Source organism: Agrobacterium sp. 5Ca50 (assembly GCF_055381905.1).
Map to the genome: position 1 here is coordinate 1,851,540 of NZ_AP026438.1, position 22,357 is coordinate 1,873,896.

The following is a 22,357-nucleotide window of genomic DNA, read 5'->3' on the forward strand; positions in this document are numbered from 1 at the left end:
GGCGCATGAAACCCCGCTATTGCCTTATAACGAATTAGTTTTTTGCATTTTTCGCCTTGTTTAGAATAACAAGCTCAGGCAAAAGTCTGACATATAACAATTCGCTCAAGGAGATACCCGATGGATGTACGCGCAGCAGTCGCCGTGCAGGCAGGCAAACCGCTCGAAGTCATGACCGTCCAGCTTGACGGCCCACGTGCCGGTGAAGTGCTCATCGAAGTCAAGGCAACAGGTATCTGCCACACTGATGATTTCACGCTGTCGGGCGCTGATCCGGAAGGTCTGTTTCCGGCCATTCTCGGCCACGAAGGTGCCGGTATCGTTGTCGACGTCGGCCCCGGCGTGACCTCGGTGAAAAAGGGCGACCACGTCATTCCGCTCTACACGCCGGAATGCCGCGAGTGCTACTCCTGCCTGTCGCGCAAGACCAACCTCTGCACCTCGATTCGCTCCACGCAGGGCCAGGGCGTGATGCCGGACGGCACCTCGCGTTTCTCGATCGGCAAGGACAAGATCCACCACTACATGGGCTGCTCGACCTTTGCGAACTACACGGTTCTGCCGGAAATCGCGCTGGCCAAGGTCAACCCCGACGCGCCGTTCGACAAGATCTGCTACATCGGTTGCGGCGTGACCACCGGCATCGGCGCGGTCATCAACACGGCCAAGGTCGAAATCGGCTCGACGGCCATCGTTTTCGGTCTCGGCGGCATCGGTCTTAACGTGCTGCAGGGCCTGCGCCTTGCCGGTGCGGACATGATCATCGGCGTTGACATCAACAATGACCGCAAGCAATGGGGCGAAAAGTTCGGCATGACGCACTTCGTCAACCCGAAGGAAGTCGGTGACGACATCGTTCCTTACCTCGTCAACATGACCAAGCGTAACGGCGACCTGATTGGCGGCGCGGACTACACATTCGACTGCACCGGCAACACCAAGGTCATGCGGCAGGCGCTGGAAGCATCGCACCGCGGCTGGGGCAAGTCGGTCATCATCGGCGTAGCTGGTGCGGGCCAGGAAATCAACACCCGTCCGTTCCAGCTGGTCACCGGCCGTAACTGGATGGGCACGGCCTTTGGTGGCGCCCGTGGCCGTACCGACGTTCCAAAGATCGTGGACTGGTACATGGAAGGCAAGATCCAGATCGATCCGATGATCACTCACACCATGCCACTGGAAGACATCAACAAGGGCTTCGAACTGATGCATTCCGGTGAAAGCATTCGCGGCGTGGTGGTTTATTGATTACCTCGCAACCCTATACGGTCGATGTGCGGAGGCTCAACGAGTTCTCCGCCATCGAACTTTACGCCATGCTGAAACTGCGCGTGGATGTGTTCGTTGTCGAGCAGGAATGCCCCTACCCGGAGCTGGATGGCAATGACATCGACTGCCTGCATTTGCGGTTGATGGATGGTAACGAGTTGCTGGCCTGCGCGCGGCTGTGGCGCCCCTCAAATGAGGTGCTGCCGCGCATTGGCCGCGTTGCCGTGTCGCCCGATCATCGCGGCAAGAAACTCGGCGAAGCACTGATGCGGGAAGCCATTATCGCCTGCGAACGCGAATATCCCGGCGAGGCCATTGAGATATCGGCGCAAAGCCATTTGCAGCGCTTTTACGGCTCGCTCGGGTTTACAGTCACGTCGGAAGAATATGTCGAAGACGGTATTCCGCATGTCGACATGATACGGGCTGCACCATGATCTATGTTGACGCCGATGCCTGCCCGGTCAAACCGGAAATCCTCAAAGTTGCCGAACGGCACGGTCTGGAAGTGACATTCGTCGCCAATTCCGGACTGCGCCCGTCGCGTGATCCGATGATCAAGAATGTCATTGTATCCAATGGCTTTGACGCCGCCGATGACTGGATTGCCGAACGCGCCAAGGACGGTGACATTGTCGTCACCGCCGATGTGCCGTTGGCCGGACGCTGCGTGTCCGCAGGCGCATTGGTGACAGGCCCGACCGGACGGATATTTGATGTTGCCAATATCGGCATGGCAACCGCCATGCGTGACCTTGGCCAGCACCTGCGCGAAACCGGCGAAAGCAAGGGTTACAACCCGGTTTTCAGCCCGCGTGACCGCTCAGCTTTTCTCGAGACACTTGACCGTCTTTGCCGCAGGGTCAAAAAATAAACCGGCAAACAGGGGAAAGCCATGCGTGAAGGCGGAAAACGGCACGGCATAGACAGGCGTCATCGCCCATTCCTGATCGCGCTTTTGCTGGCGGCGCTCTCCCTGCCCGCCTCCCTTTACCTGATCCCCGAACTGGCCATCGAAATTGCCGCGCTGATCTTTTTCTTAAGTTATCTGGCGCAGATCGCGCGACGCCTGCATCTGTTGACGGCAGCCCATTTTAAAGCCCATGCCGATAGTGATGATGCACCAGCCATTGCCATCATTACCGTGACGCTGGTTGCGGTTGCCGTGTCGGTTGTCTCGCTGTTTTTTGCCCTGAACCACGCAGAAGGTGAAACAGTGCCGGCACTTGCCATGGCGTTTGCTTCCGTGCTGCTTGGCTGGGTCACCATCCACACCATGGCCGCCATGCATTACGCCCATCTGTTCTGGCGGCCCAATGGTCGTGCCGACCATACGGAGCATAAGGGCGGCATGGATTTTCCAGACACGGAAGAACCCGGCGTTTATGAATTTCTCTATTTCGCCTTCGTCATTGGCATGACGGCGCAAACCTCCGACGTTGGTGTCACCACCACGGTAATGCGCAAGGCAACGCTCGCCCATTCCATCGTTTCGTTTTTCTTCAACACCGTGCTTGTCGCAGCCTTCGTCAACGCTGCGGTGTCACTGGCCGGTTGATCCCTATACCCCAAGGAAAATTGCATGAAAATCATCTCCCAGAACACATCTTTCGGCGGCATGCAGGGCGTATTTGCCCATGATTCCGAAAGCTGCAAATCCGAAATGACCTTTGCGGTCTATGTGCCACCGAAGGCGATCTCGGAGCCTTGCCCTGTTGTCTGGTATCTCTCCGGCCTCACCTGCACCCATGCCAACGTCATGGAAAAGGGCGAGTACCGCCGCATGGCATCGGAACTGGGCCTGATCGTTATCTGCCCGGATACCAGCCCGCGCGGCAATGACGTTCCGGACGAACTGACCAACTGGCAGATGGGTAAAGGCGCTGGCTTCTACCTTGACGCCACCGAAAAGCCCTGGGCCGAACATTTCCAGATGTACACCTACATCACAGAGGAACTGCCTGCCCTCGTTTCACAGCACTTCCGCATAGACATGAACCGCCAGGGCATTTTCGGCCACTCGATGGGTGGCCATGGCGCGATGACCATCGCCCTGAAAAACCCGGAACGTTTCAAGAGCTGCTCGGCCTTTGCACCAATCGTTGCACCAACAAGCGCTGACTGGTCGGCACCGGCACTGGAAAAGTATCTCGGTGAGGACAAGGCGGCATGGCGCAAATACGACGCCTGCGAACTGGTCAAGGACGGCGCCCGTTTCCCGGAATTCCTGATCGATCAGGGCAAGGCAGACAGCTTCCTGGAAACAGGCCTGCGCCCATGGCTGTTTGAAGAATCGATCCAGGGAACGGATATCGGCCTGACGCTGCGCATGCACGAGCGTTACGACCACTCCTATTACTTCATCTCGACTTTCATGGACGATCACCTGAAGTGGCACGCTGAACGTTTGGGCTGATTGGCGAATAGCTGATTGGTTCACCTCCGCCTGAATGACGTTGCGCCACCCAGGCCCCTCATTCCCGCACGTGTTGCGGGAATCTAGTCATCCCAAGGACTTGGGATGGAAAATATACTCTTTTCGTCGCGCGTCTGCGCGGCGAGTGTATCCCTGTGACATCCCTCGGGTCATACCCGAGGACAGGCAAGAGGAAGAGTGGCGCAAGCATGCGTCACATAGATATGCGCTCACAGGCAGCTAACCTTACGTTATGCAAAAACGTAAGCGCGATGAACACGATATAAGCAGCTATTATTTCACGGAAAAAGCGCGGTCGCCAGTGTTGCCGGAGCCGGCTTGGCCAGCTGGAATTCCTGAATGACCCGCGAGGCAACGCCATAGGCCAGATCACCCTCAAGACTGTCCTTGTCCAGACCATAAACCGTGGCCGTAAACTTCGCCTCGGCAATCACTTCCCCCGTCGTCACCGAAGCGGCCCGCACCACGACCCGTGCCGATGAGCGTGCGCCCAGCAGGAACGGTTCCTTTTTCACCGATGCCAGACGAATGGTCAGCACCACACGCGGCCGCACAGTGGCGCGGCTGGTGACATCGATCGATTCAGAAACGTAGGAATGCACCATCTGCATCAGGCGGTGCGAAATTTCCGGCTGGGCGGCAACAAAAGCGCCGCGCACATCATAGACCAGCCTGTTTTTGTCGGCATCATCAGGCATTAGCCGGAACGACATCAACGCCAGACAACACACCAGAAACGCGCCGGAACGCAGCACGGAAAAACCGAAAACGCCCGTTGAACCAGATGTATGCGCGCGTGAAATTCCCGACCGGTTTTCGAACGCGAAAACCGACCAGAACGCTGTGATGCGCTGCCACTGACGTCTCATAATAACGACAACCCCGTCCCTGGGAATATGCCGCTATGATTTCCCGTTAGGGTTACGGAAGCGTTAAGAACCGCTTCTCAGCGATGCAAAAACATCGGCTGCGGCCTGCATATCCACAAGGCGGTGAGCACGCCGCTGCGTAGCCTCTTCGTCTTCGCCCCAATGTTCGGCGGTCCAGTCTTCGTCCAGATGGGCAAAGGTCCAGATGTCTTCCAGGCTCCAGGCGCCCTCAGCAAAGGCCACTGCCAGAATAGCCGAACCGGTGATGGTGGTCATGGTGTGCAGTGCTGCCAACTCAAGCGCCGTATCGTATTTGCGCAGCGTCACCGCAAAGGCGGCAACGGCCTCGCGCGGCTGTTCCTGATGAATAATGCCTTCCACCAGAATGAAGCGTGCGCCGAGATTGTTCGCGGCCCAGTCGATGACCGGATCCCACAGATCGCCCTGACGCTCCACAAGCTCCTGCGGTTCACCGGCGCGGTAGCACAGGAGATCGCTGGAGGAGAAACGTAAGATATCTTCAAACACCGCCTGCGTATCAATGGCCACACCGTCAATCGCCGTGTTGACCGTGCGGGTGATTGGCATCACCGCCGGGTTGACGACCTCTTTCTGCGCATCCCATTCCAGACGCAGCAGGTCAGCAAGTGCCTGTGTCGGCACCACCAGCGGCTTCTTGGCCGGCGTACGAACTGGCTTGCCATCCAGCAACACCGAGAACTGGCCGTCCTCGGCCTCGCCAACCGTGACCTCCTTGTAGAAGCGCTTTGGCAGCGGTTTCTGCATCTGGATTTGCGCACGCAAAATAGGGTCCGGATGGCTCAAGCCTTCGGTCAGATCGTTCAACAGATCACGCATGATTAAGCCTCGTCAATTCGCCTTGATATAGCCGGGTATTTCTCTGGGGTGAGCAACAACGGCATCGGCACCGGCCGCCCAAAGCTCAGGCTCACTGGCATATCCCCACGCCACGCCAATTGCCGTGGCACCCGCAGCCTTCGCCATCTGCATATCATAGATGGCATCGCCAATCACGATTGTATCGGCTGGCACCATGCCGGTTTCGTCACAGCATTCAGTGACCATGCCCGGATGCGGTTTCGACGGGCAGTCGTCAGCAGTACGCGACACGATGAAATGTTTGCGAAAGCCATGCGTGTCCATGATCAGGTTCAGGCCACGGCGAGACTTGCCGGTCACCGCACCCATCAGGATTTCTTCACGTGTCGCAAGCGCGGCAATCATCTCGGAAATGCCGTCGAACAAAGGCTCTTGCAGCCCTTCTTCAGCACGCGTTTCCGCAAAGATCGCCTTGTAATGGGCGGTCATTGCTGTTGCTTCATCATCGACATGCGGTTTGCCCTGCATACGGGCAATCGCAATATCCAGCGTCAGGCCAATAATCGACTTGGTCTGCTCGATGGTCGGGCGATCATAACCAAAATGTACGAACGTGCGCGCCATGACCTCGTGAATGAGCTTCACACTGTCAACCAGTGTGCCGTCACAGTCGAAAAGTACCAGTTTCATTCGTCGTCCTTGTCGCCATCAGCCTGGTCGAACCCGAGAAGGTTCCAGGTTTGCACCATGTGTGGTGACAAAGGCGCAGAGACGCGCAGACGACCACCGGATGGATGCGGAATGTCGATATGGCGGGCGTGAAGATGCAGGCGCTTCTGAACACCACCGGGGAAATCCCAGTTGGGATCATCGATGTAATATTTCGGGTCGCCAATGATTGGATGGCCCATCTGCAAGGCGTGAACGCGAAGCTGGTGCGTACGGCCGGTATAAGGCTCCATCTCAAGCCACGCCATGGTCTGCGCGGCCGTATCGATCACACGGTAATAGGAAATGGCGTGGTCGGCGCCCTCTTCACCATGGGTAGCAACGCGCATGCGGTCGCCATCCGGCGTTTGCTCTTTCACCAGCCAGCTTGAAATCTTGTCCTGATGTTTGCGCGGCACGCCCCGCACCAAGGCCCAGTAGGTCTTCTTGGTGTCACGCTCACGAAACGCCGCCGTCAGCTTCTGCGCGGCACCGCGTGTACGGGCAACAACGAGGACGCCTGACGTATCACGGTCGAGACGGTGCACGAGGCGCGGTTTTTCCCCCTTCGGGCTGACCCAGGCTTCCAGCAGGCCATCGATATGGCGTGTGACACCCGAACCACCCTGCACGGCAATGCCGGCCGGCTTGTTGAACACGAACACCTTGTCGTCTTCATGCAGCAGCATGCGACGCAGCAGCTCACCGTCTTCAGCGTGCTTGAGGTCTTTGGAGCCAATCGGCCCGCCTTTGACCTTGGCATCAGAATCGATCGGCGGCACGCGTACCATCTGGCCTGGCTGCACGCGGGCATCAGTCTTAACACGTCCGCCATCAACGCGCACCTGTCCGGAGCGCATCAGCTTCTGCAATTGACCGAAACCTAGGCCGGGATAATGCACCTTGAACCAGCGGTCCAACCGCATACCAGCCTCATCGGCTTCAACCTTGATATGCTCGATACCTGCCATGGGAAATTCCAGTCTCGTTTGTTCTGCCTGCACCAATTATCCGGCAGGCTCTATTATTTAGAACGAGCCTTTAAAACAAAGCGCGGCCCAAGGCCAGCCCGACGCAAACCGCAAGAATTGAAATAACGACACTGGCAACAATATAAACCGCCGAAAGTGCCATTTCCCCGCGTTCAAACAGGCCGACAGCATCAAGAGAGAATGAAGAAAAGGTCGTGAAGCCTCCCAGCACGCCGGTCACCACCAGCAGCCGCATTTCCGTGGACGCGTTAAACTTGCGCGCAATCACTTCCGACAGAAAGCCGATTGCCAGGCCGCCACCAACATTCACGGCCAGCGTTCCCCACGGAAAATGTGCACCCCACAGGCGAAACGCCCAAAGGTTTACGAAATAACGGGCAACCGAACCGACTGCTCCGCCAATGGCAACAAGTAAAACATGAATCATGCTTCCAGCATAATTCAATGCGTTTCGTCCCGATACACCACGCCAAACAAAATCCAATTTTACTAAAATACAACCACGAGATTTAGCAGGAATGCAACTTGCAGGACATAGGATGAACTATGGTCAAGATTGTCAGATAGTGGAAAGAGATCATGACGCAGGTCTTAAGCATTTCGGCAAATACTGCCGCATACGCTATGGAGGCGTTAAAGCCGGCTCAACGCGAACCGAAAAAGACGGTCGTGGAAGAAGCGATCCATGCGCTTGCTCGCCGGGTGGAGCAAGGCAGCGACCAACAACTGCGCGCGCTCATCAACGTGGTCAAACCACCATCATTGGCGCTTTATTTCCTGACCAGCAGCCATCATCAGAATCCGCAGGCGACCTATGAACAGGTTCAAGAAGCCTATGAGGATAATGAAAGCAAACACGAGGCCGCATAGGCCACGTGAAGGACTGCCCGTTTAAATTCCCCCCCAAGAGAAAAGCGCCGGAGAGATTCCTACGGCGCTTTTTGTTTTTAACAACACTCTGACTTCTCAGAGTAATGCCTCAGTTGTGCTTGTGTTCGCTGGCCTCACCTGGCTTGGCGCTCTGCACCGACAGGGTAATGTCAACCTTGCCTGCCTTTTCAAAGGCCAGGGTAACAGGCACAGTGTCACCTTCGGCAAACGGCTTTTTGACTTCAAAGAACATGAAGTGCAGACCGCCTGGCTTCAGCTCAACTGTCTCGCCGGCCGGAACAGTAATGCCGTCATCCAGCTTGCGCATTTTCATCACTTCGCCTTGCATGGCCATTTCATGCAACTCAACACGGCCAGCGACATCTGATACCGCCGATACCAGCTTGTCATCGGCTTTGCCGGAATTGGTAATGGTCACAAAACCACCGCCAACCGGCTGGCCCGGCAACATGGCCTTGGAGAAACCGCCAGCAACTTCGAGATCACCAACCTTGACGGCTGCCGCGGCATGATCAGCACCATGTCCGGCAGGTGCCGCACCATGATCATGACCACCGCCATGCTCGGCCTTGGCGGCGATTTTCAAAACCGGCGCGGGATTGGCAAGCGAATGCGGGTCCGCACCCTTTTCAGCCACCTGATCCCAGACAACGGTGCCCTTGTCGCCGCACAGCTGTTTGACCTTGAACGGCAGGTCGGTGCCCGCCTCTACGCCGGATATCTTGCCCTGAAAAACGAAGGTATCGTAAAACTCGTCCGGCAGATTGCCGTTCTTCCAGCGAAACTCAACCGGGCCGCTTTTGATTTCCTTGCCGTGGTTGCTGTAGGCTTTCTGGTAATCGCCCTTGATGATTTCCAACTCCCAACCAGCCTTTGGCTGTGGCTTGGCGGAAATGAAACCCTCCGGCAGCTGTACCTGAACCTCAGTGGTGGCGAGACCGCCATCGCAGCCATGCGGCACCTGAAGGGCAGCGACAAATGTGCTTTCCGCCGTCGCATTTTCATTGACGAAGGTGGAATGGGCAAAGCCCTGTGTTGCAGCAACCGAAGTGAGCAATGTGGCATAGGCCAGAACGCTAATCTTTTTCATCTTGTTATCCCTGCGGCCGGCCCCCCGGACCATCTGCCGCCTTATGCCAAAAACAGGCGTTTTCATTCAATGCGTAACAACAGATCAGATGAAAAAGGGAGGTGCGCGGGCTCGGGATCTTTCCAGAACAGTGGTATCGGCAAGAAAACGCTGCGGGGCTGGTGTATTGTCCAGCCAGGTGAAGCTGGTGACAAGCCACGCTTCTTCGTCCGGCAGCGGCAGCAGAATGGATGAGGCAAGCAGGCAAGCCTCGCAGAACAGCTTGCCGCTGATATCGAGATGGCCAGTGGGGTCACCGGCGTGACCAACGGTTGCGCCTGGCGCATCCTCGCCGTCATGCCCAAAGCATATTTCGGCAAAGGTACCGTCTGGCAGACGATAGCTCTCATCCAGCACCGGCGCGGCGACCGCCGCATCAACGGGCTTGTGGGCAAATCCAAGCGACAGCATTAGCATGGCGCAGAAAATGCGCACAAACCTCTCTATCGATTTTGATCTCTTGTTCATGGCCCACCTGTTTACAGCAAAGCGCTCTGTGCTTTTTGCCGCAAATCAAACACGCACGATTTATAACGTGTCCTGCAAAAGGAACAATTGGTTTTCCCACGGCTTTTCATTTCATCAATGTGCAGTTTCAGGAGATGAAATCATGCCCGCAAAATCAAAGGCACAACAAAAAGCAGCAGGCGCTGCCCTCGCCGCCAAACGCGGTGAGATCAAGAAATCATCCTTACAAGGCGCTTCAAAAGAAATGGCCAAGTCCATGACCAAAAAGCAACTTGAGGAGTTCGCCTCCACCGACCATAAGGGGCTGCCGGAGCGTGTCGATAAAAAAGATTGAACGGAAAGCCCACCTTGTGACATGCCCGTAAAAATGCTTGGGTAACGTCACGACGACAATTATCTGTTCGCCTGCGGCATTTGGTCCTTGCCAAGCCACGGGGTTCGCAGATAATGAGCAAACTTCACCGCTGGGAGAAGCCGCTTAGGTGCGGTGCCGAAGGAGCAACCGCCCCGGAAACTCTCAGGCAAAAGGACCAGCGGGGAATGCATGACTCTGGAGAGAAGCCGCCTTTGCATGAAGGAATAGGCTCGCCGAAGGGATAACAATCTCAGGCGACAAGGACAGAGGGGGCTCTTGAACCGGCGCATTTGCGCCAAAACACGAGCCCGCGCGTTTTCGCGCAACCCTGGAGGCGTCTTTTGGACGATACCGCCGAGCTTAAAATCACCCCGCTTCATTCCCTGCATCTGTCGCTTGGCGCCCGCATGGTGCCATTTGCCGGTTATGACATGCCTGTGCAATATCCAGCCGGTGTCATGAAGGAGCATATCCAGACGCGCACCTCTGCTGGTCTGTTTGACGTGTCCCACATGGGTCAGGTCATCATCAAGGCAAAATCCGGCAAGGTTGAAGATGCAGCGCTTGCGCTGGAAACGCTGGTTCCTGTTGATATCCTGGCGCTGAAAGAAGGCCGCCAACGTTACGGTTTCTTCACCGATGACAATGGCTGTATCCTCGATGACCTGATGATCACCAACCGTGGCGACCATTTGTTTGTCGTCGTCAACGCCTCGTGCAAGGACGCCGATCTGGCGCATATGAAAGCGCATCTGTCCGACAGCTGCGACATTACTCTTCTTGATGACCGCGCGCTGATTGCCCTGCAAGGCCCGCGCGCGGAAGCAGTTCTGGCAGAACTGTGGGCCGGTGTTTCCGGCATGAAGTTCATGGATGTGCGTGAAGTGCCATTGCTTGACGTATCCTGCATAGTTTCCCGTTCCGGTTATTCCGGTGAAGACGGTTTTGAAATCTCCGTACCGGCCGACAAGGCGGAATTTATTGCCAAGGCACTGCTTGAGCATCCCGACTGTGAGCCGATTGGCCTTGGTGCACGCGACAGCCTGCGTCTGGAAGCCGGTCTTTGCCTTTACGGCAACGACATCGACACCACCACTTCGCCAATCGAGGCTGCACTGGAATGGGCCATTCAAAAGGCCAGACGTGCGGGTGGCGAACGCGAAGGCGGTTACCCCGGCGCATCGCGCATTCTGACGGAACAGGCAAATGGCACATCGCGCCGTCGCGTTGGCCTCAAACCCGAAGGCAAGGCTCCGGTTCGTGGCCACGCCAAGCTGTTTGCAGACGCTGAAGGCAACACCGAAATTGGTGAAGTGACCTCAGGTGGCTTTGGTCCTTCCGTGGAAGGTCCTGTTGCAATGGGCTACGTACCGAAAGAATACGCTGCTGCTGGCACCGCTATTTTCGCTGAAGTTCGTGGCAAGTATCTGCCCGTCTCGGTCGCTGCCCTGCCCTTCATCACACCGACTTACAAACGATAAACTCTTTCAAGACCTCCCGGAGAGAACCATGTTGAAATTTACCGCTGAACACGAATGGCTGAAACTTGAAGACGGCGTTGCCACTGTTGGCATCACCAGCCACGCTGCCGACCAGCTGGGCGACCTCGTGTTTGTCGAACTGCCGGAAGTTGGCGCGACATTCGCAAAAAATGGCGAAGCGTCAACCGTTGAATCCGTGAAGGCTGCATCCGACGTTTATTGTCCACTTGATGGCGAAATCACCGAGATCAACCAGGCAATCGTTGACGACCCTTCGCTCGTTAACTCCGACCCGCAGGGTGCCGGCTGGTTCTTCAAGCTGAAACTTGCCAACCCGTCAGATGCTGATGCGCTGCTCGACGAAGCAGCCTACAAGGAGCTGATTGCGTAATGACAACGCCCGCTGATTTCCAGTTCACCGACTACCAGCCCTATGACTTCGCAAACCGTCGTCATATCGGCCCGTCGCCGGCTGAAATGGAGGAAATGCTCAAAGTTATCGGTTATCGCAGCCTTGATGCGCTGATCGATGCCACCGTGCCCTCCTCCATTCGCCAGAAAACCCCGCTTACTTGGGGTGCGGCACTGTCCGAGCGTGAAGCGCTGGACCGCCTGCGCGAAACCGCCAACAAGAACCAGGTTCTGACCTCGCTGATCGGTCAGGGCTATTACGGCACCATCACGCCGCCGGTTATCCAGCGCAACATTCTGGAAAACCCGGCCTGGTACACGGCCTACACGCCTTACCAGCCGGAAATCTCGCAAGGTCGCCTTGAAGCGCTCCTGAACTTCCAAACGATGATCTGCGACCTGACCGGACTTGATGTTGCCAACGCTTCGCTTCTCGATGAAGCAACGGCAGCGGCAGAAGCCATGGCCATGTGCCAGCGCGTTGCAAAGTCCAAGGCGACATCATTCTTCGTTGACGCAAACTGCCATCCGCAGACCATTGCGCTGATCGAAACCCGTGCGGCTCCACTCGGCTGGAAAGTCATTGTCGGCAACCCGTTCTCCGATCTGGACCCGGTCGACGTGTTTGGCGCAATCTTCCAGTATCCCGGCACCCATGGTCACGTCACTGACTTCTCCGGCCTGATTGCCCGTCTGCACCAGACTGGCGCGATTGCGGCAGTTGCCACCGACTTGCTGGCGTTGACGCTGCTGAAATCTCCGGGTGAAATGGGCGCCGATATCGCTATCGGTTCCTCGCAGCGTTTCGGCGTACCTGTCGGTTACGGCGGCCCGCACGCCGCCTTCATGTCGGTCAAGGACGCCATCAAGCGCTCCATGCCGGGCCGTCTGGTCGGTGTCTCGGTCGATGCACGCGGCAACCGCGCCTACCGTCTGTCGCTGCAGACCCGCGAACAGCACATCCGCCGTGAAAAGGCGACGTCCAACATCTGCACCGCGCAGGTACTTCTGGCCGTCATGGCATCGATGTACGGCGTGTTCCACGGCCCACAGGGCATCAAGGCCATTGCCCAACAGACCCACAAGAAGGCCGTGCTGATGGCCAAGGGTCTGGAAAAGCTTGGTTACACCATCGAGCCGGAAACCTTCTTCGACACCATCACCGTCGATGTTGGCCACATGCAGGGCGTCATCATGCGCTCAGCCGTTGCCGAGGGTGTCAACCTGCGCAAGGTCGGTGCCACCAAGATCGGCATGAGCCTTGACGAGCGCACCCGCCCTGCAACGCTGGAAGCCGTCTGGCGCGCATTTGGTGGCAACTTTGTTGTTGCCGATTTCGAGGCTGATTACCGTCTACCGAAGGATCTGCTGCGCTCCAGCCAGTACATGACGCATCCGATCTTCCACATGAACCGCGCCGAAAGCGAGATGACCCGTTACATCCGCCGCCTTTCGGACCGCGATCTGGCGCTCGACCGCTCGATGATCCCGCTCGGCTCCTGCACCATGAAGCTGAACGCAACAGCCGAAATGCTGCCGATCACCTGGCCGGAATTCTCCGACATTCATCCTTTTGTCCCGGCCAACCAGGCGCTGGGCTACAAGGAAATGATCGATGATCTCTCCGAAAAGCTGTGCTCGGTCACCGGTTATGACGCCTTCTCCATGCAGCCGAACTCCGGCGCGCAGGGTGAATATGCAGGCCTTTTGACCATTCGCAACTATCACCTTGCCAATGGTGACATGCACCGCGACGTCTGCCTTATCCCAACCTCCGCGCACGGCACCAACCCGGCGTCGGCACAGATGGTTGGCATGAAGGTTGTACCAATCAAGGTTCGTGAAAACGGCGACATCGATATCGATGATTTCCGTGAAAAGGCTGAACAATATGCGGCAAACCTTTCCTGCTGCATGATTACCTATCCGTCCACCCACGGTGTGTTTGAGGAAACGGTTCGCGAAATTTGCGATATCACCCACAAGCATGGCGGCCAGGTCTATCTCGACGGCGCCAACATGAACGCCATGGTCGGCCTTGCCCGCCCAGGTGACATCGGCTCCGACGTCTCGCACCTCAACCTGCACAAGACCTTCTGCATTCCGCATGGTGGTGGTGGTCCCGGCATGGGTCCGATCGGCGTCAAGGCACATCTTGCGCCGTTCCTGCCCGGTCACGTGGCAAGCGATGGTCGTGAAGGCGCGGTCTCTGCTGCTCCGTTCGGTTCGCCATCGATCCTGCCGATCTCGTGGAGCTACTGCCTGATGATGGGCGGTGAAGGCCTGACGCAGGCAACCAAGGTTGCCATCCTCAACGCCAACTACATCGCGGCCCGCCTCAAGGGCGCCTACGACGTGCTCTACAAGTCCGAAACCGGCCGTGTAGCGCATGAGTGCATCATCGACACCCGCCCGCTGGTCGACAGCTGCGGCGTGACGGTGGATGACGTGGCAAAACGTCTGATCGACTGCGGTTTCCACGCACCGACCATGAGCTGGCCGGTTGCCGGCACGCTGATGATCGAACCGACAGAATCGGAAACCAAGGCGGAACTCGACCGCTTCTGCGATGCCATGCTGGCCATCCGTGAGGAAGCCCGCGACATCGAAGAAGGCCGCAGCGACAAGCTCAACAACCCGTTGAAGAATGCGCCGCACACGGTGGAAGATCTGGTTGGCGAATGGGATCGTCCTTATTCCCGCGAAAAGGGTTGCTTCCCGCCCGGTGCTTTCCGCATCGACAAATACTGGTCGCCGGTCAACCGCATTGACAACGTCTATGGTGACCGTAACCTCATCTGCACATGCCCGCCGATGAGCGAGTACCAGGAAGCTGCAGAATAAAATGAAATGGCCCGCCTCTGGCGGGCCTTTTTTCTAGCGAAAGGGATGGCTTCCTGGAGAACAGCCCTCCCAAAAAATTAGTTTCATTAACAAACGATAAAACAAATATAACTAATTATATCCACAGCATATCCCCTCCTACTTTCCTCCCTGTGGATCCCAAGCATATGTCTATCCGCTTCAAGCTTATTGCAAGCATCTCGATGCTATCGGCAGCTATTGCCACGATCGTTGCTGTTTCATTTTTCAGTATTTCCACCATTTCCGAGCGCACTTATTCATTGCTGCAAGACAGAATTCAGCCAATGGCCCAGCTCAAGATGGTTGCAGACATGTATGCCGTCAATATTGTCGACACCACGCACAAAATCGCTGGTGGTGAAATGAGCTGGGAGGACGGCAGCAGCAGTCTGGCAAGCGCGCAGTCAAACATCGACAAGGCTTGGAGTGCTTACGAGAGCAGCTACATGACGCCGGAGGAAAAAAATCTTGCGACGACATTCAAGGCGCATCTTGCCGAATCCGGCCCTGTCTTGAACGAATTGTCGCAAATCATTGCAAAGCGCGACATGCAGTCTTTGGTGATGTTCAGCCGCACCAAGCTCTACCCGACGATTGACCCACTTTCCGGCCCGATCAACGATCTGATCAATTTGCAAATCGAAACTGCAAAGTCCGATTATCAGGCAACGCTGAAGGAAAAGAACTCCATATTTTTCTGGATGAGTGCTCTTAGCCTCGTCGCACTTGGCATCGTTGGTTTCTCGGTAGCTGTCGTCACCGGCGGGGTCTCCAAACCCCTGTCGCGGCTTGAAAACCTGATGCGCCGCATTGCGTCTGGCGACCTTGAGGTCAAGCTGTTTGGCGAAGATCGTAAAGATGAAATCGGCAAGATGATCGCCGCCGTTGCCGTGTTCCAACAATCTGCCATTACCAACCGTCAACTGGAAGCAGATGCCGCAGGTGCCCGTGCGCGCGCCGAGCAGGAACGCGCTCGCCTGACAGCAGAGGCGGAAGCCGCAGCCCAGGCACGCCTTGAAGCCGCAACATCCGGTCTTGCGACAGGCCTGCAGCGCCTTGCTGCTGGTGATCTTGCTTTCCAAATCACCGAACCCTTCTCGGCAGATTTCGATGCGTTGCGCCACAACCTCAACAGTGCGGTCAGCCAGCTGAACACCACCATGATCGAAATCACCCAGGCCGCATTCAGCATCGAGAGCGGTACATTCGAGATCAGCCAGAGCGCAACCGACCTCTCGCGCCGTACCGAACAGCAGGCAGCATCTCTGGAAGAAACCGCAGCGGCGCTTGACCAGATCACCGCCAACGTGTCCAACTCCGCACAGCGCACCAGCGACGCCCGCAAGCTGACCGGACAGGCCAACGAAAATGCTAAAAAGTCTGGCGAAGTGGTGGCGAATGCGGTGGCCGCCATGCAGAAAATTGTCCAGTCCTCGACGCAGATCTCTAGTATCATTGGTGTGATCGATGAAATCGCCTTCCAGACCAACCTTCTGGCTCTGAACGCAGGCGTGGAAGCTGCCCGCGCTGGCGAAGCTGGCAAGGGCTTTGCCGTTGTCGCGCAGGAAGTGCGCGAACTGGCACAACGTTCCGCGCAGGCCGCCAAGGAAATCAAGGAACTGATCCGCAATTCCGGCAACGAAGTTGAAAACGGCGTGAAGCTCGTTTCCGAAACAGGCACGGCACTGAAATCCATCGAAGAGATGATTGACGAGATCAACCACCATGTTGAATCCATTGCAACATCGTCGCGTGAACAGTCCACCGGCATGTCCGAGGTCAATGTTGCCGTCAACCAGATGGATCAGGTGACCCAGCAGAACGCTGCCATGGTCGAAGAGACCAATGCAGCCAGTGCTACACTTGCCTCTGAAGCGTCGCGCATGAAACAGCTGATGAGCCAGTTCAAGCTGGGCCAGCAGCAGACGCAAGGTTACGCGCAAAACCGTTACGCAGCGTAAGACAGAACTTCCTGCCCAAACAGAAAGCGCCGCACTTACCAGCGGCGCTTTTCTTTTAAGTGCACGGCACGGACATGTCCTGTTTTGCGACAGTGACGCCAAACCGAGCAAGATTTCGCTTACCGCGTCGCTTCACCTTTCCCTAAGCCGTGCCGCTTAATCTGCACCACTGGTAAATGGGGACAGAACAGGCAGGGCAACGCATGAGCATTTCAGCAATCACCAGCAACGCTCTATCAGGCATGCAGGGACATAGCCGAAGCCTTGCGGCAACCGCCAACAATGTCGCCAATGTCAGCACGCCAGGTTACGCCCGCCTTGAAACCAGCTTGTCAAGCAACGCCTCTGGTGGCGTGACAGCCTCTGTCAGCCAATCCAGCGATGGCGCCGGCGTCGACCTTGCCAGCGAGATGCTTGATAGCATCAACGCCAAAATCGGCTTCAAGGCCAATGCGGTCGTCTTTGAAACCGGTGCAGACATGTGGGACATGCTGCTGACAATCAAGCGCGACTGAACTGTTTACCGCGTCAGCTGAATATCGCTCGTGACAACGTTCTTTCCGTTTGCACCGTCCTTGTCAGTGGTGCGCAGGCGAAGGCCGTTATTGCCCACCTTGCTGATGGTCATATTGGCCACCCGATCACCATTGATCTCGCGGTTCCAGCGCACGGTCAGATTGATAGCATCCCCCTGACGTTTGCCGCTGAGCGCTGACGGACGGCCGGACGGGCCAACATAATTGCCTTTATAGCTGTTGCCACTGGCCGCCAAGTCGGCAGATATCTCGCGTTTGACCACCACTAATCCACGGCACGTTCCTTCCATGCGCAGCGATTGGCCCGCCGGATTGGACTGGAATGTGCAAGTAACCTTCACCGGCGATGCATTGGTCCGCATGCGCACGGTGCCGGTGCCCTTCCAGCTGCCGCCAAGACTGGCGAGAAACTGGCTTTCATTCGCCATTGCGGGCGGTGCAGCAACAACTGCAGCAAGCATAATGATCGATGCTAACTTATAGCTCATGACGCTGTTCCTTTTCATATGAACAGCCAACGTCCAGCAGTGCCGATAGTTCCTTCACACCGAAGCGTTAACTGTAACAGCAACCAATTTCAAAATCGCGCGTTTCACGCCAGCTTCGCCTCGCACCAGAACGAGCCGTCGATGACAACGCTAACAACACCCATCCACTCAGACGCCCAATCCCTGGGCAAAACCCCACATTCCGGCATCTCGGATCGTTCACTGCTGGCACTGGCTGTGCTGAACTTTTTCCTGGCCGATGCGCGGGATGGGCTGGGGCCATTTCTGGATGCGTTTCTCGCCACCAATGGCTGGTCGGCCATGCAGCTTGGCCTGATTGCAACGGTCGGCGGGCTGATCGGTCTTGCAGCAACGCCCCTGTGTGGAGCACTGGTCGATAGTTCAACCTGGAAACGGCTGCTGATTGCCGTGCCGGTCATCATCGTCACCGTTGGTGCATTGATCACGCTGATCTTTACCAACGAGGCAGTTGTCTGGACCGGTCAAATCATGACGGCGGTTGTCGGCGCAGTCATTGGACCCGCCCTTGCTGGCCTGACGCTTGGTCTTGTTGGCGAAAAACTGTTTCCACGCCAGATTTCCCGCAACGAGTTCTGGAACCACGGCGGCAATTTCGTCTCACTGTTCGCCACCTATATGGCCGTGTCGGCCTTTGGTATTTCGGGCGTCATCGGGTTGATGATCGTCACCGCTGTCGGAGCACTAGCCGCAATTGCTGCCATTGATCCGAAACGCATTGATCACAAGGTTGCCCGCGGCCTGGCTGAGGACAAGGGTGAGCCCGGACCATCCGGAATAAAGATATTGCTGAATGAAAAAGGCCTGATTTTCCTGGCCATCATCCTGCTGATCTTTCACTTCGGCAACGCACCGATGGGCCGCTTGATCGCGCAGGATTTTGCCATTGAGCTCAATTCGCCGTTTCGTACCACCGCCATCATTACCGGTGTCGCGCAATTTGCCATGATTTTCGTGGCAGCCGCAGCACCGTGGCTCATTCGCCGGTTTGGTCTATCGACCGTGTTTCTGATTGCGCTGATCGCTTTGCCCATTCGCGGTTTGCTTGCCGCGTCCTTCGAACAGTTCTGGGTGATTTACCCCGTGCAATTGCTTGATGGCATTGGTGCTGGCCTGCTTGGCATTGCCACGCCGGTTGCGGTGGAACGTATTTTGAAAGGCACAGGCCGCTTTAATGTCGGCCTTGCCAGCGTCATGACGTTGCAAGGCATCGGCGCCTCCCTCAGCAACGGTGTCGCAGGCTGGTTGACCACCAAGGGTGGTTATGCGCTTTCGCATCTTGTTGGCGGCGGCATAGCGGCCATTGCCATCGCCTTATTCTTGCTGTTCCGACACGACATCGTGCCGCCAAAGGATACGGAAACGGCCTGAATGCAAAAAGGAGACCGCGAGGTCTCCTTTTTCAATTCACAAGGTCTTGTCGATCAACCGACGAAGGCGCGTTCGATCACGAATTCCGCTGGCTTATTGTTGGCGCCTTCATTGAGGCCAGCCTTTTCCAGCAGTTCCTTGGTGTCTTTCAGCATTGCGGACGATCCGCAGATCATGCCGCGATCGATTTCAGGATCGAACGCAGGTACACCAAGATCGGCAAACATCTTGCCGTTTTCAATCAGGTCGGTGATGCGGCCGGTGAAGGGATAATCTTCACGGGTCACCGTTGCGTAATGTTTCAACTTGTCGCCAACCAGTTCGCTCAGGAACTCGTGGTTCTTGATTTCCTCGACCAGATCAAAACCATATTTCAGCTCAGCCACGTCACGGCATGTATGCGTGAGAATGACTTCCTCGAACTTTTCGTAGGTTTCAGGGTCACGGATAAGGCTTGCGAAAGGCGCAATGCCGGTACCGGTCGAGAACATGTAAAGACGTTTGCCGGGTGTCAGCGCGTCCAGCACCAGCGTGCCTGTCGGCTTCTTGCGCATCAGCACCGTGTCGCCTGGCTTGATGGCCTGCAGGTGCGAGGTCAAAGGACCATCTGGCACCTTGATCGAGAAGAATTCAAGTTCTTCGTCCCAGGCCGGGCTGGCAATCGAATAGGCCCGATAAACAGGCTTTTCACCGACCATCAGGCCGATCATGGCAAACTCGCCAGAGCGGAAACGGAAACCGGCCGGGCGTGTCATGCTGAAACGGAACAGACGGTCGGTATAATGCTCAACCGAAATCACCGTCTCGGCGTAAACGCCGTCCGGAATCTTGGCTGCGAATTCTTCATTCTTGGCTGGAGCATTCATGCGTTGGTCCGTCCATTTCAGGTCTACGATGGATATTGCAGGGCAATTATACCATTCCATGCCGCTTTTAAAGGCATGGAATGTCATAGCTGGTCTACGTTTGAAAAATATGCACCAAAATCTCATGTTTTCATGAGATCAGTTGCAAACCACCCACCAAAATTAAGCTTCGGCTTGCAAAATACGAGATGTCATACTGCCGCACGCCGACGCCAGCTGTATGAATCAGTGGTCACAGCTTCCTTGACCGCTGGCTGATAGTGAACATCAATGCCTGGAATACGATGTTCAGACAGCCTGCGGATCGCTGTTTCATTGGTCACCGACAGGCTGGAAAACCCGGTGCGCAACATATGCGGAATTTGGTCAAGCAGCACATCGCCCACCGCCCTCACCTCGGCAGCAAAGCCTAGGCGCGAGCGCAGCAATGAGGCATGGCTGAAGCCGCGACCGTCATTATAGGCCGGAAATGAAATGGCCACCAGCGCTATACGGTCGAGATAAGGTGCCAAACGCAACACATCATCAGCAGGCTTGATCAGCACGCCAAGGTTCACGTCATTGCTTTCCTCTACCTTCACAAGGAAGTTATCAAGATCAAGGATCGCCTGTTGATCGTCCGTGGCCTTTACGTCCTCGGTTTCGATAACCCAGGGGTCGTTCTCGACAAAGCCGCTTTCGTTCCAGATTTTTGTCATGTCCAGTCTTCCTTATGCCGCTTCTGCCGCAGAGCCGTAAAGCGCATCCTTGAAAGGTTGCTGCCCGACACGACGGTAGGCTTCAAGGAAAGTCTCCTCTTTCGACAGGCGCAGGCCAATATAGGTATCGACAATCGTCTCGATGGCGTCGGTGACCTTTTCAGGTTCGAAACCACGGCCGATGATTTCACCTATCGAGGTGTTTTCATCACCAGAACCACCCAGCGTGATCTGGTAAAGCTCCGCACCCTTCTTTTCCACGCCCAGCAGGCCGATATGGCCAACATGGTGATGACCGCAGGCATTGATGCAGCCGGAAATCTTGATTTTCAGCTCACCAATTTCCGCCTGACGCTCTGGCGAACCAAAACGTGTGGAGATCTCCTGCGACACGGGAATGGAACGCGCATTGGCAAGCGCGCAATAATCGAGCCCGGGACAGGCAATGATATCGGTGATCAGACCGGCATTGGCGGTTGCAAGACCCGCTTCGGCGAGAGCCCGATAAACCGGCTCCAGATCAGCCAGCGCCACATGCGGCAGAATGATATTCTGCTCATGGCTGATGCGGATTTCATCCAGCGCATATTCCTCGGCAATGTCTGCCACGATATCCATTTGTGCATCGGTCGCATCGCCCGGAATGCCGCCAATCGGCTTCAGAGAAATGGTCACCATGCCGTAGTCAGGGTGCTGGTGCGGCTGCACATTCTGGTCCACCCAACGTGCAAAGGCTGGATCAGCCTTTTTCCAGCGGGCAAGACTTTCCCAGCCCTCGGCGCGCGCTTGCAGGTCAGGGGCGGCAAAATAGGCGGTAATGGCCTGAACATCGGCTTCCGGCAGCTTCAGCTCGCCATTGCGCAGGTGCGCAAATTCTTCGTCCACCTGACGTGCCAGCTCTTCCGTGCCGGTTTCATGAACCAGAATCTTGATGCGTGCCTTGTATTTGTTGTCGCGGCGGCCATGCAGGTTATACACGCGCATGATGGCCGTGATGTAGGACAGCAGGTCCTCTTCGGGCAGGAAGTCGCGCAGTTTCTTGGCAATCATCGGCGTTCTGCCCTGCCCGCCACCGACGTAAACGGCAAAACCGATCTCGCCCTTGTCGTTTTTCTTCAGGTGCAGACCAATGTCATGCACCTGAATGGCGGCGCGGTCGCGCTCGGCACCTGTCACGGCAATCTTGAACTTGCGCGGCAGGTAGGAAAACTCTGGGTGAACCGACGACCACTGGCGCAGGATTTCCGCGTAAGGCCGTGGGTCGGCCACCTCATCGGCAGCAGCGCCGGCAAAATGGTCGGCAGTCACGTTGCGAATGCAGTTACCTGATGTCTGCAGCGCATGCATTTCCACGCTGGCAAGCTCGTGCAGAATATCAGGCGTGTCCGACAGCTTTGGCCAGTTATACTGGATGTTCTGGCGGGTGGTGAAATGGCCGTAACCACGGTCATATTTGCGGGCGATATGCGCCAGCATGCGCATCTGCCGCGCGTTCAATGTGCCATAGGGAATGGCAACACGCAGCATGTAGGCATGCAGCTGAAGGTAAACACCATTCATCAGTCGGAGGGGCTTGAACGCATCTTCAGCCAATTCGCCAGAAAGGCGGCGCTCTACCTGATCACGAAACTGGTCCACACGGCTCTTTACGAAAGCGTGATCGAATTCGTCGTAGCGGTACAT

The 22,357-nt window shown here is 56.4% G+C and carries 24 protein-coding genes and 1 riboswitch; of the genes, 13 read left to right on the forward strand and 11 right to left on the reverse strand.

Annotated elements, in window-relative coordinates; translation table 11 throughout:
• Nucleotides 1-120 precede the first annotated feature (120 nt).
• The 5 genes from ACZ5FM_RS09090 to fghA are packed head-to-tail and all read left to right on the forward strand — an operon-like array spanning nt 121 to nt 3,685.
• Nucleotides 121-1,248, forward strand: coding sequence for an S-(hydroxymethyl)glutathione dehydrogenase/class III alcohol dehydrogenase (locus ACZ5FM_RS09090; protein WP_250981682.1), 1,128 nt, complete (start codon nt 121-123; stop codon nt 1,246-1,248).
• A complete protein-coding gene (locus ACZ5FM_RS09095; RefSeq protein ID WP_464040448.1) occupies nt 1,248-1,706 on the forward strand; it encodes a GNAT family N-acetyltransferase in 459 nt (152 codons plus the stop codon). Before ACZ5FM_RS09090 ends, ACZ5FM_RS09095 begins: the two co-directional genes overlap by 1 nt.
• Entirely contained in the window at nt 1,703-2,143 is a 441-nt protein-coding gene (locus ACZ5FM_RS09100; RefSeq protein ID WP_250981683.1) for a YaiI/YqxD family protein, read from the forward strand. The genes ACZ5FM_RS09095 and ACZ5FM_RS09100 overlap by 4 nt, the downstream gene beginning before the upstream one ends.
• A gap of 21 nt (nt 2,144-2,164) precedes the next feature.
• On the forward strand, nt 2,165-2,827 hold the full coding sequence (locus ACZ5FM_RS09105) for a DUF1345 domain-containing protein (RefSeq protein ID WP_464038502.1): 663 nt from the start codon (nt 2,165-2,167) through the stop codon (nt 2,825-2,827).
• Nucleotides 2,828-2,851: 24 nt separating this feature from the next.
• Nucleotides 2,852-3,685 (forward strand): S-formylglutathione hydrolase, encoded by an 834-nt coding sequence (fghA, locus tag ACZ5FM_RS09110; RefSeq protein ID WP_464038503.1) that lies wholly within the window; start codon nt 2,852-2,854, stop codon nt 3,683-3,685.
• Between the two features lie 299 nt (nt 3,686-3,984).
• Here the strand turns inward: fghA and ACZ5FM_RS09115 are convergent, their stop codons facing one another.
• The 5 genes from ACZ5FM_RS09115 to crcB all read right to left on the reverse strand — a co-directional run bounded on the left by ACZ5FM_RS09115 (nt 3,985) and on the right by crcB (nt 7,542).
• The gene (locus tag ACZ5FM_RS09115) at nt 3,985-4,575 is read right to left on the reverse strand and encodes a hypothetical protein (RefSeq protein WP_464038504.1); all 591 of its coding nucleotides are present in this window, start codon (nt 4,573-4,575) and stop codon (nt 3,985-3,987) included.
• Between the two features lie 63 nt (nt 4,576-4,638).
• Nucleotides 4,639-5,433, reverse strand: coding sequence for an ATP12 family chaperone protein (locus tag ACZ5FM_RS09120; RefSeq protein WP_259146047.1), 795 nt, complete (start codon nt 5,431-5,433; stop codon nt 4,639-4,641).
• Between the two features lie 12 nt (nt 5,434-5,445).
• Entirely contained in the window at nt 5,446-6,105 is a 660-nt protein-coding gene (locus ACZ5FM_RS09125) for an HAD-IA family hydrolase (RefSeq protein ID WP_250981687.1), read from the reverse strand.
• Nucleotides 6,102-7,094 (reverse strand): RluA family pseudouridine synthase, encoded by a 993-nt coding sequence (locus ACZ5FM_RS09130; RefSeq protein ID WP_192488755.1) that lies wholly within the window; start codon nt 7,092-7,094, stop codon nt 6,102-6,104. The genes ACZ5FM_RS09125 and ACZ5FM_RS09130 overlap by 4 nt, the downstream gene beginning before the upstream one ends.
• 70 nt (nt 7,095-7,164) lie before the next feature.
• Entirely contained in the window at nt 7,165-7,542 is a 378-nt protein-coding gene (crcB, locus tag ACZ5FM_RS09135) for a fluoride efflux transporter CrcB (protein WP_464038505.1), read from the reverse strand.
• 152 nt (nt 7,543-7,694) lie between these two features.
• Here crcB and ACZ5FM_RS09140 point away from each other — a divergent pair, with 152 nt between their 5' ends.
• Entirely contained in the window at nt 7,695-7,985 is a 291-nt protein-coding gene (locus ACZ5FM_RS09140; protein WP_192488753.1) for a hypothetical protein, read from the forward strand.
• A 109-nt stretch (nt 7,986-8,094) separates the two neighbouring features.
• Here the strand turns inward: ACZ5FM_RS09140 and ACZ5FM_RS09145 are convergent, their stop codons facing one another.
• Together ACZ5FM_RS09145 and ACZ5FM_RS09150 are read right to left on the reverse strand one after the other, a co-directional pair.
• A complete protein-coding gene (locus tag ACZ5FM_RS09145; protein WP_464038506.1) occupies nt 8,095-9,096 on the reverse strand; it encodes a copper chaperone PCu(A)C domain-containing protein in 1,002 nt (333 codons plus the stop codon).
• An 84-nt stretch (nt 9,097-9,180) separates the two neighbouring features.
• Nucleotides 9,181-9,570 (reverse strand): hypothetical protein, encoded by a 390-nt coding sequence (locus tag ACZ5FM_RS09150; protein ID WP_464038507.1) that lies wholly within the window; start codon nt 9,568-9,570, stop codon nt 9,181-9,183.
• Between the two features lie 175 nt (nt 9,571-9,745).
• On the opposite strand from ACZ5FM_RS09150, the gene ACZ5FM_RS09155 reads away from it, so the two are divergent.
• From ACZ5FM_RS09155 to ACZ5FM_RS09180, 6 genes are all read left to right on the forward strand, one after another.
• A complete protein-coding gene (locus ACZ5FM_RS09155; RefSeq protein WP_192488890.1) occupies nt 9,746-9,937 on the forward strand; it encodes a DUF3008 family protein in 192 nt (63 codons plus the stop codon).
• Between the two features lie 121 nt (nt 9,938-10,058).
• Nucleotides 10,059-10,146: riboswitch (glycine riboswitch) on the forward strand.
• 153 nt (nt 10,147-10,299) lie between these two features.
• Nucleotides 10,300-11,439: a glycine cleavage system aminomethyltransferase GcvT gene (gene gcvT / locus ACZ5FM_RS09160; RefSeq protein WP_464038508.1), complete on the forward strand. Its 1,140-nt coding sequence runs from the start codon at nt 10,300-10,302 to the stop codon at nt 11,437-11,439.
• 28 nt (nt 11,440-11,467) lie between these two features.
• Nucleotides 11,468-11,830: a glycine cleavage system protein GcvH gene (gene gcvH, locus ACZ5FM_RS09165; protein ID WP_464038509.1), complete on the forward strand. Its 363-nt coding sequence runs from the start codon at nt 11,468-11,470 to the stop codon at nt 11,828-11,830.
• Nucleotides 11,830-14,694 (forward strand): aminomethyl-transferring glycine dehydrogenase, encoded by a 2,865-nt coding sequence (gcvP, locus tag ACZ5FM_RS09170; protein ID WP_464038510.1) that lies wholly within the window; start codon nt 11,830-11,832, stop codon nt 14,692-14,694. Before gcvH ends, gcvP begins: the two co-directional genes overlap by 1 nt.
• A 167-nt stretch (nt 14,695-14,861) precedes the next feature.
• Nucleotides 14,862-16,676, forward strand: coding sequence for a HAMP domain-containing methyl-accepting chemotaxis protein (locus tag ACZ5FM_RS09175; RefSeq protein WP_464038511.1), 1,815 nt, complete (start codon nt 14,862-14,864; stop codon nt 16,674-16,676).
• A 203-nt stretch (nt 16,677-16,879) separates the two neighbouring features.
• Nucleotides 16,880-17,191, forward strand: a complete 312-nt coding sequence (locus ACZ5FM_RS09180) for a flagellar basal body protein (RefSeq protein ID WP_464038512.1) — start codon at nt 16,880-16,882, stop codon at nt 17,189-17,191.
• A gap of 5 nt (nt 17,192-17,196) precedes the next feature.
• Here ACZ5FM_RS09180 and ACZ5FM_RS09185 read toward each other — a convergent pair whose 3' ends face one another.
• Complete coding sequence (locus tag ACZ5FM_RS09185) at nt 17,197-17,700, reverse strand: hypothetical protein (RefSeq protein WP_259146033.1); 504 nt, start codon at nt 17,698-17,700, stop codon at nt 17,197-17,199.
• Between the two features lie 141 nt (nt 17,701-17,841).
• On the opposite strand from ACZ5FM_RS09185, the gene ACZ5FM_RS09190 reads away from it, so the two are divergent.
• Nucleotides 17,842-19,110 (forward strand): MFS transporter, encoded by a 1,269-nt coding sequence (locus tag ACZ5FM_RS09190; protein WP_464038513.1) that lies wholly within the window; start codon nt 17,842-17,844, stop codon nt 19,108-19,110.
• A gap of 53 nt (nt 19,111-19,163) precedes the next feature.
• Here ACZ5FM_RS09190 and ACZ5FM_RS09195 read toward each other — a convergent pair whose 3' ends face one another.
• From ACZ5FM_RS09195 to ACZ5FM_RS09205, 3 genes are all read right to left on the reverse strand, one after another.
• The gene (locus tag ACZ5FM_RS09195; RefSeq protein WP_464038514.1) at nt 19,164-19,976 is read right to left on the reverse strand and encodes a ferredoxin--NADP reductase; all 813 of its coding nucleotides are present in this window, start codon (nt 19,974-19,976) and stop codon (nt 19,164-19,166) included.
• 191 nt (nt 19,977-20,167) lie between these two features.
• Nucleotides 20,168-20,674, reverse strand: coding sequence for a DUF934 domain-containing protein (locus ACZ5FM_RS09200; protein ID WP_464038515.1), 507 nt, complete (start codon nt 20,672-20,674; stop codon nt 20,168-20,170).
• Between the two features lie 12 nt (nt 20,675-20,686).
• Nucleotides 20,687-22,357, reverse strand: a complete 1,671-nt coding sequence (locus ACZ5FM_RS09205) for a nitrite/sulfite reductase (protein ID WP_250981699.1) — start codon at nt 22,355-22,357, stop codon at nt 20,687-20,689.